Origin of the sequence: Microbacterium sp. JC 701 (assembly GCF_021026215.1) — a bacterium.
GTDB classification, from domain to species: Bacteria; Actinomycetota; Actinomycetes; order Actinomycetales; family Microbacteriaceae; genus Microbacterium; species Microbacterium algihabitans.
In genome coordinates, this window is sequence record NZ_JAJNCV010000002.1 from 185,355 (window position 1) to 196,949 (window position 11,595).

An 11,595-nucleotide genomic window follows, 5' to 3' on the forward strand; every position below is an offset into this window, starting at 1 on the left:
TCAGCTCGCGGCGACCTCGGCCGGTTCGGCGGCACGGGTCGAACGGATCGGGTGACCGGTCGTCGTCAGGCACCGACCCGACGCCAGATCCCACTTCCAGTCGTGCAGCGAACAGGTCAGCACACCGTCCTCGATCTTGCCGGTCTTCGTCAGGTCGGCACGCAGGTGCGGGCAGCGACGCTGAACGGTCCAGCCGTCGATCTCGGCATCCTCGGTCTGGTCCGACTGCTCGGCGTACCAGTTCTCGACGTACTCGATCCGGTCGCGCGACAAGCACTTCAGGAACGTCGTGAGGAACTCGTTGAACTTGCCCGAACGACCCACCTCGAACTGCATCGACAGGAAGATCGAGTTCGACCAGTCGATCTCGTGATCGCGGATGTTCGTCGACACGAGGTCGGCGGGGATCGTGTACCAGTAGATGCACTCCTCGCCGGCGTACTCGCGGAGCTTCGCCTTCGGGAAGTCCACGACCATGTCGAGCTCGCCGATGCGGAACCGCACCATGCCGCCCACGCCATTGCGGATCACCCGGGCGCGACGCAGCAGCGGCTCCCACCACTCCTTCAGCGCGGCGAGCATCTCGGCCGGCGGGATGATCTCGGCGCGCGTCGCCTCCTCCGCCTGAACCTCGGCCTGGCGGCTGTCGCGCTGCTCGGCCAGGTAGTTCCACTTGTCGCCGAAGACGCGTTCGATCTCGGCATCCGTGTACAGAGTCTGGGTGACCGTGACATCCGACCCCTGCACCTCGACCTCGGTGCCCGGGAGGAACAGGTACCCCTTCTGGTCGGGACGCTGCTCCTTCATGTGGGCGAGGAACTCGCGCTGGTCGGTGAAGATCGAGTCGTCGTCCATGCCGGTGCCGTTGTAGCGGAACAGTTCCTCGCGCAGGAACATCGGCGGACCGGCCATCGGGAACACGTGTTCGGCGTCGACCTTGTCGATGTAGTACATCGCGCGCTTGTTCTGCGCATCGCGCTTGAGCTTGGCGAAGTTCTGCTTCGCGTCCTGCGGCAGGTCGTAGACCATGGGCCACCAGATCGCACCCGAAACCTGGGTGAAGTACGCGTCGGGCTTGCCGAAGTCGAACAGCTTGTCGAGATCGAGCGGGTGCGAGTCGTTCTGGTTCAGGATCGAGGCGGTTCCGTCGTCGAGCGACAGCGACGAGTCGCCGATCGGACCATCGGAGGGCGCGCGCAGCGGCGTCACCATGAGCTTCAGGTCACCGAACTGCAGGGGAACACCCGCCTCGGTGCGCACGAGGTTGGTGTAGCCGAGCGCGAGGAGGTCCTGCTCGAGGTCATCGGTGGGGTACTCGGGGAGCAGCACCTTGATGTCTTTCGACACGTACCGCTCGAGCATCGCCGGATCGAAGTGATCGCGGTGGCGGTGCGAGATGTAGAGGAAGTCCGCCTTGCCGAACCGCTCCCAGTCGAGGGCGCGGTTGTCGGGGAACGGAAACCACGAGCCGAAGAAGCTCGGACCGATGACGGGGTCGCAGATGATGCTGCCGCCGCGCGTCTCGATGAACATTCCCGCGTGGCCGAGGCCGGTGATCTTCATAACGCTCCTGTGTCGTGGGCGGAACCCGTCGAGTCTACGCGGGGCGGACTGCGAGAGCCCGGGGAGTGCGCCGGTGTCGAGAAGTCCCCGTCAAGCCACTCCCCCGCATACCGGGCGCGAGTACCGTGCCGGGCGTACCGACGAAAGGACCCCCGAATGCCCCTTGCCATGATCGACACCATCCGCGGACAGTACGACGAGACGCAGCTGCGCACGCTGATGGATGCCGTGCAGGATGCCGTCGTCGAAGCGTTCGACGTCCCGGACACCGACCGGTACCAGATCCTCACCCAGCACGAACCGTTCGAGCTCGTGGCCCTCGACACCGGTCTCGGGATCACCCGCAGCGAGCGACTCGTCATCGTGCGGTTCGCATCGAAGGCGCGCACGGAAGACGCCAAGGTCGCTCTGTACCGCGCCCTCGCCCGCAACCTGAAGGACCGCCTCGACATCGGCGGAGAAGACCTCGTCGTGAGCATCACGGAGAACGGCGACGCCGACTGGTCGTTCGGTCACGGCACCGCGCAGTTCGTGACGGGCGAGCTCGGCTGAGATCCCGGATGCCGCTTCGTCGGAGTCCGAACGGGGGCCCACGAACAACGGGCGTGGGTGAAAAGCATCCGCGGCATGTTCGGCGACGACTCCGGCGAGCGGCGCCGAACACCTGAGGGACGTCGACCCACCGGCGCTGACATCACCCGCTCCCGGGGCGACGCGCGGATCGCGAGACGACGGCGAGGGTCCCCCTACCGTCGCGACATGGCTGCAGCCACGACCCTTCTGATCATCGCGGGAGTGCTGCTGTCGTGCGCCATCGTCGCGCGAGCGAACGCGGGACGCCTTCCGCGCTCGCTGGTCGTGCAGTTCTCGCCGCTGGCGGGTGCGTCCGTCATCGAGGACGCGAACCTCGCCGGTCGAGATCGGCGCGCCCTCGCGGCGGGACTCGTCGATCTCGTGGTCCGCCGACGAGTGCGCCTTCTGACCGAGAGTGGCACCGCACGCGCGGGGATCGCGGTCCAACTCATCGCCGGCGCGGTCCTGACCGACGAAGAACGCCGACTGCTCGACACGATCTGCGGTGAAGCGACCCCGAGCCGCCTCTCACGGCGGCTCTCCCGCGACCGACGACGGACCGCTCGACGCGCGCGGAGACTGGTCGACGCCCGGTCACTCGCCCTCACCACGGAGGGGTTGCTGAGCGGGTGGTATTCCGGTCGTTCCCTCATCCGCTGGGCGACCGCATTGCTCGTCCTCGCCGTGGGGGTCTTCCTCGCCACGCCCCCGCCCCCGGCGCCGTTCGCCGTGTCCTTGTGCGCCGAGGCCCTTCTCGCCGCAGCACTCATCGTCGTTCCGCCGGGCCGATCCCGCCGGTTCGCGCCGGCCGCGACCGAACGGCGCATGCACCTCGACGGCATCCGTCGATATCTCCTCGTCGCCGAGGCCGAGCGTCTGCGCGCCCTGCAGTCTCCGACCGGGTCACTCCAGCAACCCGGCGACACCGCGTCGCGTTTCGCGCTCAACGAGCGGCTGCTCCCCTACGCCGTGATCTTCGGGGTCGAGAAGGCGTGGCTCGCCACTCTCGGAGCCGACTTCGATGAGCTCGGTGAGACGTCGGAGGATGTCATCGGGCAGATCGGGGAGGGGCTCCTGCAGGTGATGGATGCCGACGCCCTCGTGAACGGGGTGCTGAACATCGCTGCCGGCGCCGACCACCTCCTCGACGCCGCGGGAGCGATCGTCGACGGATTGCTCTCCTGAGCCGAGGAGCGGATCACGGCCCGAGCAACCCCCGGATGTCGTCCGCGTCGAGGGCTGCGGCGAACGCGTCGTCGTCATCGATCACCGCGTCGAACAGCGCCGCCTTGCGATGCTGCAGCGCCCGCACCTTCTCTTCGACGGTGCCCGCCGCGATGAGGCGGTACACGAACACGCTCTTGGTCTGACCGATGCGGTGCACCCGGTCGATCGCCTGATTCTCGGCGGCGGGATTCCACCACGGGTCGAGCAGGAACACGTATTCCGCCTCGGTGAGGGTCAGACCGAAACCACCCGCCTTCAGGCTGATGAGGAACACCGGAGCATCCCCCTCGCGGAACCCGTCGATCACATCCCCCCGACGAGCCGTCGACCCGTCGAGATGCGCGTACGCGAGACCGGCGGCATCCAGTCGCTCGGCCGCCAGATCGAGGAACGACGTGAACTGACTGAACACCAGGGCACGGTGTCCCTCGGCGGCCACCTCGACGAGACGGTCGAGCAGCACGTCGAGCTTCGCCGACCCCAGATGCGCATCGCGCTCGTCAACGAGCCCCGGCGCGAGGGCCAGCATGCGCAGCAAGGTGAGCGACCGGAACACGATGAAGCGCTGCCGATCGAGATCGTCGAGCAACCCGAGCACCTTCTGCCGCTCGCGCTGCAGCACACGGTCGTACAGCTCCTGATGCGCGGGACCGAGAGGAACCGCGATCTCCTGCTCCTGCTTGGGAGGGAGATCGGATGCCACGACGTCCTTCGTGCGCCGCAGCAGGAACGGCCGCACCCGACGGCGTAGTCGATCCAGCGTCTTCTCGCGGTGCGCGCTCGCCGCGGCCGCCGACAGGGCCGTCGGGGCGTCGGAGGGCAGCTGCTCGATCGCGCGGGTGTAGTCCTCGCGGAACTGCCGGATCGAGGGGAACAGCCCCGGAGCGGTGAGCGAGAGCAGTGCCCACAGGTCGTCGAGACCGTTCTCGATCGGCGTCCCCGTGGCGGCGAACACCGCGTCGGTCTGCAACGCCGCGATCGCGCGATGGATCCGCGTCGCGGGGTTCTTCACGAACTGCGCCTCATCGAGCACGACGCCGGCCCAGTGCACGGCGCCGAACTCCGCGGCATCCGCCCGCACGACCCCGTAGGGGGCCACGACGATGTCGACACCCCTGGCGATGTCGGTGATCGCGGACGCACGGCGAACGGCCGTCGCTTCGACCACCGCGACCCGCAGGTCGGGGGCGAAGCGCGCCGCCTCGTCGCGCCACGTCGGCAGCACCGAGGTGGGTGCCACGACCAGCCAGGGCCGCTGCTCCCCCGACGCCTTCGCGTGGGCGATGAGGGCGAGCAACTGCAGGGTCTTTCCGAGCCCCATGTCGTCGGCGAGGATCCCGCCGAGCCGGTGCCGGTGCAGCACCGCGAGCCACGACAGCCCCTCGCGCTGGTACGGGCGCAGCTCGGCGCGGAACCCGGATGGCGTCGGCACCTCCGGAACCTCGGAGACATCCCGCAACGCGCGTGCCAGGCCGCGCCACTCGACGGCAGCCTCGGACTGGTCGGCGAGGTCCTCGAACTCCGCCCACAAGGTGAGGTGCGTGCGCGGAAGCCGCGGACCGGTCTCCCACTCATCGAGCGCCGCCGCCTCATCGAGCAGGTCGCGAAGCCGCTGCAGAGCCGGATGGGCGAGCGAGAACCACGCGCCGTCCGAGAGCTTGATGCGCGTGCGCCCGCGCGAGAGCGCCGAGAACAGCGTGCCGAACGGAATCAGGCGCCCCTCGATCGTCACGACGATGCCGAGGTCGAACCAGTCGCGATCGAGCGACTCGACCGCCGTGATCCGCAGCGACGGGTCGCCCCTCAGCTCGCGGAACGTCGGAGCCGTGCCGGTCGTGCGCACCCGCACCTCGTCGAGCACGTCGATCGCGGGGAGCACCCGGGTCGCGAACACGGCGGCATCCGCGTCGTGCAGGTTCGCGCGGGGCATCACGGGGAGGTCGGATGCCGCCATCCACGCCGTCTCGAATCGCTCGCCGACCTGCGCCTCGGCGCGGAGGTCGCGCTCGGCGTCGTCCGCCGCGTCGTAGGCCACGCGACGAGCACCGGGGTAGACCCACTCGAGCCGGTAGGCGACGTCGTCATCGGCGTAGGCCACCGCGACCTCGAGGATCGGACGGTCCGGCGGCGGCGTCGGGACCCCCGCGCCCACCGACAGCGGCGCGCGACGCGCGAGCCGGGGGTACACCTCGGCGACGAACTCGTCGGCCTCGCCGCGGGGTACGTCGACCCCCGCGGTGCCGAGGAGCGTCGGCAGGGGCTCGGGCAACGCGACCGGAGCGAGCACGATCGGCACCGGGTCGCGATCGAGTTCGAACGCGAACAGCCCCGACGCGCCGATCGCGCGCGCTCGCGTCGCGTCGACGGTGTCGCCGTCGAGCGTGAGGTCGGCCGAGATCCGCAGCGCTCCCCCGCCCACGGCGTCGAGCGCCACCCGCGCGATCGCCGCGCTCGCGAGGCGCACGTTCTGCTGGGGGTTCATCGACACGAGCGGGATGCCGAGCCGCTCCGCCGCCGCCAGGTGCGGCCACAGCAGGGGCGAGGTGACGGTGTCGAGCGCGATCGTGTCGCCGGCGGGCGCGAAGGGGCCCGTCGTGCGGAAGGCCTGAGCGAGAGCGAACAGCTCGGCGAACCAGTGGACGTGAGCGGGGTCGAAGCGAGCGGGCGAGCGGCGGACCGTCTCCCACGTGGCATCCGCCTTGATCCAGGCCTCGCGAGACCCCCGCACGAGGGGACGGGCCGCGAGTTGCAGGTCGTCCTGGCGCTGCGCGAGCAGGCGCGGGGTCACCGGCACGACGGCGCGCGCCTCCCACCGGCCCGGGTCGTACGCCTCGCGCTGACGCAGTTCGACGCCCAGCGCGAGCGCCTCGTACGACGCAGTGCCGCCGGAGGGGATGAGCTCTCGCCACGACGTCACGCGGCGATCCTTCCGTGGACCTCCGACAGGGACGCGCGCGGCCACCCATGAACGCTTTCCGCGCGCATGAACGCGTGCAGTTCATGTTCCTGCGCGCCGACACCGTTCATGCGTGAGTATCCGCCGCGGGGCCGGACGATGCGACCCGTCGCAGGCAGGCCGGGCGGCGGGCACGCGGCATCCGCCGCGCCATGCCTCGACTCGGCGCGACCCGATACCGGTCCGTCGACCTGCGCGCACGCGGCATCCGCCCCGCTCGTGAAACGACGCGACGCGACCGCCGACCGGGGGTCGGGGCCGCGTCGCACCACGTCGGGACTGCTCAGGACGAGCGCGCGATCCGCGCGAGCACGCCGTGCACGAATGAACCGGAGTCGTCGGTGGAGAACTCCTTCGCGAGCTCCACGGCCTCGTCGATCGCGACGGCCGTCGGCACGTCGTCGTTGTAGAGGATCTCCCACGTGCCGATGCGCAGCAGGGCGCGGTCGACGGCGGGCATGCGCTGCAGCGACCAGTCCTTCGAGAACGTCGTGATCTGCTCGTCGATCGCGTCGCGGTTGTCGATCACTCCGTCGACGATGTCGCGCGCGTAGAGCCACGAGGCCTCGCGAGCGGGCTCGGAGGCGGCGCGCTTGGCTTCTGTCGCGAGCATGATCGCGAGCTCTTCGCCGCGCACGTCGGCCTGGAACAGGATGTCGAGGGCGCGCTTGCGCGCCTTGGTACGGGCGCTCAAGGTCAGCTGATGCGGCCGAGGTACTCGCCGGTGCGAGTGTCGACCTTGATCTTCGTGCCGGTCTCGAGGAACAGCGGAACCTGCATCTCGTAGCCGGTCTCGACGGTGGCGGGCTTGGTGCCGGCCGAGGAGCGGTCGCCCTGCAGGCCGGGCTCGGTGTAGGTCACCTCGAGGATGACGGACGGCGGAAGCTCGATGTAGAGCGGGTTGCCGTTGTTCAGCGCGATCTGCACCTGCTGGTTCTCGAGCAGGAAGTTCGCGGCGTCGCCCACGGTGGCGGAACCGACGGTGATCTGGTCGTAGTCGGCGACGTCCATGAAGACGAAACCTTCACCGTCGTTGTACAGGTAGGTGAAGTCGCGGCGGTCGACGTTCTCGAGGTCGATCTTGGCGCCGGCGTTGAACGTGCGGTCGACGACCTTGCCGCTCATGACGTTCTTGAGCTTCGTGCGGACGAACGCGCCGCCCTTTCCGGGCTTGACGTGCTGGAACTCAACGACGCTCCAGAGCTGACCGTCGATGTTCAGGACGACGCCGTTCTTGATGTCTGCGGTGGATGCCATGAGTGCCGATATTCCGTTTCGTGAGTCGATGTGGGGCGAGAGCCCGACGTCAGAGTCTACGTGATGCGCGCCGTCAGCCGTCGGCGCGGCCCGAGATGACCTCGATGAGGCGTTCGACCGCACGTGCGTAGCCCGGCACACCCTCGCCGATGACGTGCACGACGGCGACGTCTTCGATGTACGAGAAGTGCCGGAAGCTCTCGCGCTCGCGGATGTTCGAGATGTGCACTTCGGCGACGGGGAGGTCGACGGATGCCAGGGCGTCGCGCAACGACACGGACGTGTGCGTGAGCCCTCCGGCGTTGATCACGATGCCGGCGCAGTCGAGTCGGGCGGCGTGGATCGCGTCGATCAGCACGCCCTCGTGGTTGCTCTGGATCGCGCGTACCTCGAGCCCGAACCGCGCGGCGGCGTCGGAGGTGATCCGCTCGACGTCGGCGAGGGTCTCGCGACCGTAGATCTCGGGTTGCCGGGTGCCGAGCAGGTTGAGGTTCGGACCGTTGACGAGCAGCAGGCGACGGGGCGTGGTCATGGTCGGCACGCTATCAGCGCCGGCCCTGCGCGCTCAGGCGTACGGGGGCGGTGCCCGCGCCGTATCCGGCGTAGGCGTCGACGCGCTCGACGAACTCCAGGAACACCTCGCCGATCGTGCGCGTGTAGAAGTGCAGGTACTCCCCCGCGGCGTCGCGGTCGTAGCCGAGGTGCAGCTCGCGCAGCTCGTCGACCGCGGCATCCGTCATCTCGAATCGCGCGGCGAGGTCGTCGTAGTAGTTGCCGGGCATCGCGAGCGGAATGAAGCCGCGCTCCCGGGCGGCGCGGGCGAGCGCGCGCACGTCGGTGCACGCGAACGCGACGTGCTGGGGCAGGGCGGCCCCGGCGCGCTGGTCGGCGAGGATCGGCGGTGCCACGTTCAGCGGCAGGCGCACCTCGCCGCCCGGGGAGCCGAGCACGCGACTGGCGACGAGGCCCTGCGGCCCCGGGACCTCCGTGCTGCTGTCGACGCGCAGCGCGAACCCGGCGGTGTAGAACAGGGTGGCTTCTTCGATCGCCTGCCACGGCTGCGAGAGGCTGACGTGATCGACGCCGGCGACGGTGGTGGGGGTCTCGGGCTCGCCGTGCTCGAACTCCGCGACCCACGCGGGTTCTCCCTCGTCGGCGGCCTGCGCCCAGTACACCTCGGTGCCGTCGGGGGCGACCGCGCCGTCGAGCCGCTCCTCGGTGGCGTAGGTGCGACGGTAGGCGCGGGGAACGCGCAGTTCGTGCATGCGCAGGTCGACGGCCTCGGCATCGTCGACCTCGAGCCCGATCGCGGCCAGACGCGGCTCCCACCCCCGCGCGTGCTGCTCGTTGAGCACGACGCGGGCGTCGCCCGCGGTCCACAGGGTCACGGGCTTGGTGCGGTGCCGGCCGCGCGAGGTGAAGCCGAGCTGGTGCAGCAGCTCCTCGATCGCGGAGGTGTCCTCGGCCTTGATCTCCACGAAGTCCACGCCCGACGGAGCGGCGGAGTCGGGCAGCATCCGCAGGTCGGCCGGGACCTCGGCGAGGGTGCGCGCGACGGCGTCCTCGAGCCAGCGCAGGGATCGCCGCGCGTGCAGGGCGGTGCGGCGGGGATCGGTCTGACGGAACGTGTCGTTGAAGACCTCGAGCGACAAGGGGCCGGTGTATCCCGCCTCCACGATGCGCGCGGTGAAGTCGGCCAGGTCGAAGTCGCCTTCGCCGGGGAACAGGCGGTGGTGCCGGCTCCACGACAGCACGTCCATGCTGAGCCGCGGGGCGTCGGCGAGCTGCACGAAGAAGATCTTCTCCCCCGGGATCAGGGCGATGTCGGCGAGGTCGTGCCCGCGCGAGAGGATGTGGAACGAGTCGAGGCACACCCCGACCGCGGGGTGGTCGGCGCGTTCGACGACGCGCCACGCGCGGCGGTAGTCGTCGATGTACTTCCCCCACGCGAGGGCTTCGAAGGCGATCCGGATGCCGTAGCCCTGAGCGAGATCGCCGAGCCGGCGCAACTGCCCCGCCGAGACGTCGTCGTCGTCGATGCTCGCGGTGGCCACGTTGCTGCAGCACAGCACGAGGTCGATGCCGAGGCGGTTCATCAGCCGGAACTTCGCCTCGGCGCGGTGCAGGACGGCGGCGAACGCGTCTTCGTCGACGCCCTCGACGTCGCGCATGGGCTGGTAGAGGTCGAGCGTGAGGCCGAGGCGTGCGGCGATCGCGGCGATCTCCTCGGGGCTCTCGGGGGCGGCGAGCAGGTCGGGCTCGAAGATCTCGACGCCGTCGAATCCGGCCGCCGCGCACGCGTGGAGCTTGTCGGCCAGGGTGCCGCTGATGCAGACGGTCGCCATCGAGGTCTTCATGGCGGCTGAATGTACCAGTTAGTACAAACGGGGTCCACTCCCCCCGTCCAGTAGGTTGAAGCCATGGCCGAGGCACGTCGAGACGCCGAACGCACGCGTTCCGAACTGCTCGCGGTGGCGACCGAGGTGTTCGCCGAGGACGGGTTCTCGGGTGCCCGCGTCGACGAGATCGCCGCCCGCACGCGCACCACGAAGCGCATGATCTACTACTACTTCGGCAGCAAAGAGGGGCTCTACCGGGCCGTCCTCGAGGAGGCGTACCGCGGGATCCGCGAGGCCGAACGCGCGATCGACGTCGATCACGCCGACCCCGTCGATGCGATCCGCGCCCTCGCCGAGCTGACCTACGACCATCACGTCGGGCATGACGCGTTCATCCGTCTCGTCGCGATCGAGAACATCCACCGCGGCACCTTCATCCGTCAGATCGAGGGACTGCGCACCCTGTCGCAGCCGGCCAAGGGTCTGCTCGACGAGATCCTCGAGCGCGGTCGCGCCGACGGCCTCTTCCGCGCCGACGTCGACGCGATCGACGTGCACTTGGTGATCAGCGCGTACTGCGTGTTCCAGGTCGCCAACCAGTACACGTTCGGGCACCTGTTCGACGTTGACCTCGCCTCCCCCGACCGTCGCCCGCACCTGCGCGCGGTGATCGGCGACGTGGTGGTCGGCTGGCTCACGGCCCCCGCGCGCTGACGCCGGTGGCTGAGCCTGCCGAAGTCACCGGTCACCTGCGCTGGCCCCGGGCCCTTCGGCAAGCTCAGGGACCTCGGTTCGCAGGTGGCTGAGCCTGTCGAAGCCACCGGTCCTGCGCGTGGGCTCGGGCCCTTCGGCAAGCTCAGGGACCTCGGTTCGCAGGTGGCTGAGCCTGTCGAAGCCATCGGTCACCCGCGCTGGCCTCGGGCCCTTCGACGAGCTCGGGGACCTCGCGTCGCAGGTGGCTGAGCCTGTCGAAGCCGCCGGTCACCTGCGTGGGCCCGGGCCGTTCGACAAGCTCAGGGACCTCGGTTCGCCGGTCGCTGAGCCTGTCGAAGCCACCGGGCATCCCGCTGGCCCCGGGCCCTTCGACAAGCTCAGGGACCTCGGTTCGCAGGTGGCTGAGCCCGTCGAAGCCACCGGACACCCCGCTGGCTCCGGGCCCTTCGACGAGCTCGGGGACCTCGCGTCGCAGGTGGCTGAGCCTGTCGAAGTCACCGGTCACCTGCGCTGGCCCCGGGCCCTTCGACAAGCTCAGGGCCCTCGGTTCGCAGGTGGCTGAGCCTGTCGAAGCCGCCGGATGCCCGCGGGCCCCGGGCGCTTCGGCAAGCTCAGGGACCTCGGTTCGCAGGTGGCTGAGCCTGTCGAAGCCACCGGACACCCCGCTGGCCTCGGGCCCTTCGACGAGCTCAGGGACCTCGGTTCGCAGGTGGCTGAGCCTGTCGAAGCCACCGGGCATCCCGCGGGCCCCGGGCCCTTCGACGAGCTCAGGGACCTCGGTTCGCGGGTGGCTGAGCCTGTCGAAGCCATCGGACACCCCGCTGGCCCCGGGCCCTTCGACGAGCTCGGGGACCTCGGTTCGCAGGTGGCTGAGCCTGTCGAAGCCACCGGACACGCGCGTGGGCCCCGGGTCCGCGGCATCCGCGATCCCGTCGTTGACACCGCGACGCGAGCGTGGTTTCCTCT

Annotated in this window: 9 protein-coding genes; 3 read left to right on the top strand and 6 right to left on the bottom strand. The window is 69.8% G+C overall.

The window, feature by feature from the left end; genetic code table 11:
* The gene (locus LPW41_RS08810; protein ID WP_230704621.1) at positions 1 to 1,563 is read right to left on the bottom strand and encodes a Rieske 2Fe-2S domain-containing protein; all 1,563 of its coding nucleotides are present in this window, start codon (positions 1,561 to 1,563) and stop codon (positions 1 to 3) included.
* A 156-nt stretch (positions 1,564 to 1,719) separates the two neighbouring features.
* Between LPW41_RS08810 and LPW41_RS08815 the strand changes: the two genes are divergently transcribed.
* Together LPW41_RS08815 and LPW41_RS08820 are read left to right on the top strand one after the other, a co-directional pair.
* Positions 1,720 to 2,115: a tautomerase family protein gene (locus LPW41_RS08815; protein WP_144833449.1), complete on the top strand. Its 396-nt coding sequence runs from the start codon at positions 1,720 to 1,722 to the stop codon at positions 2,113 to 2,115.
* A gap of 207 nt (positions 2,116 to 2,322) precedes the next feature.
* Positions 2,323 to 3,321: a DUF2207 domain-containing protein gene (locus tag LPW41_RS08820; protein ID WP_230704622.1), complete on the top strand. Its 999-nt coding sequence runs from the start codon at positions 2,323 to 2,325 to the stop codon at positions 3,319 to 3,321.
* A 13-nt stretch (positions 3,322 to 3,334) separates the two neighbouring features.
* On the opposite strand, the gene LPW41_RS08825 is transcribed toward LPW41_RS08820, so the two are convergent.
* From LPW41_RS08825 to LPW41_RS08845, 5 genes are all read right to left on the bottom strand, one after another.
* Positions 3,335 to 6,280: a DEAD/DEAH box helicase gene (locus LPW41_RS08825; protein ID WP_230704623.1), complete on the bottom strand. Its 2,946-nt coding sequence runs from the start codon at positions 6,278 to 6,280 to the stop codon at positions 3,335 to 3,337.
* A 322-nt stretch (positions 6,281 to 6,602) separates the two neighbouring features.
* Positions 6,603 to 7,013, bottom strand: coding sequence for a transcription antitermination factor NusB (gene nusB, locus LPW41_RS08830; protein WP_144833456.1), 411 nt, complete (start codon positions 7,011 to 7,013; stop codon positions 6,603 to 6,605).
* Positions 7,014 to 7,015: 2 nt separating this feature from the next.
* Positions 7,016 to 7,576 (bottom strand): elongation factor P, encoded by a 561-nt coding sequence (gene efp / locus LPW41_RS08835; protein ID WP_144833458.1) that lies wholly within the window; start codon positions 7,574 to 7,576, stop codon positions 7,016 to 7,018.
* Between the two features lie 73 nt (positions 7,577 to 7,649).
* Entirely contained in the window at positions 7,650 to 8,108 is a 459-nt protein-coding gene (locus tag LPW41_RS08840) for a type II 3-dehydroquinate dehydratase (protein WP_144833460.1), read from the bottom strand.
* 13 nt (positions 8,109 to 8,121) lie between these two features.
* Positions 8,122 to 9,933: a sugar phosphate isomerase/epimerase and 4-hydroxyphenylpyruvate domain-containing protein gene (locus LPW41_RS08845; RefSeq protein ID WP_230704624.1), complete on the bottom strand. Its 1,812-nt coding sequence runs from the start codon at positions 9,931 to 9,933 to the stop codon at positions 8,122 to 8,124.
* Positions 9,934 to 9,996: 63 nt separating this feature from the next.
* Here LPW41_RS08845 and LPW41_RS08850 point away from each other — a divergent pair, with 63 nt between their 5' ends.
* Complete coding sequence (locus LPW41_RS08850; protein WP_154096656.1) at positions 9,997 to 10,629, top strand: TetR/AcrR family transcriptional regulator; 633 nt, start codon at positions 9,997 to 9,999, stop codon at positions 10,627 to 10,629.
* Positions 10,630 to 11,595 lie beyond the last annotated feature (966 nt).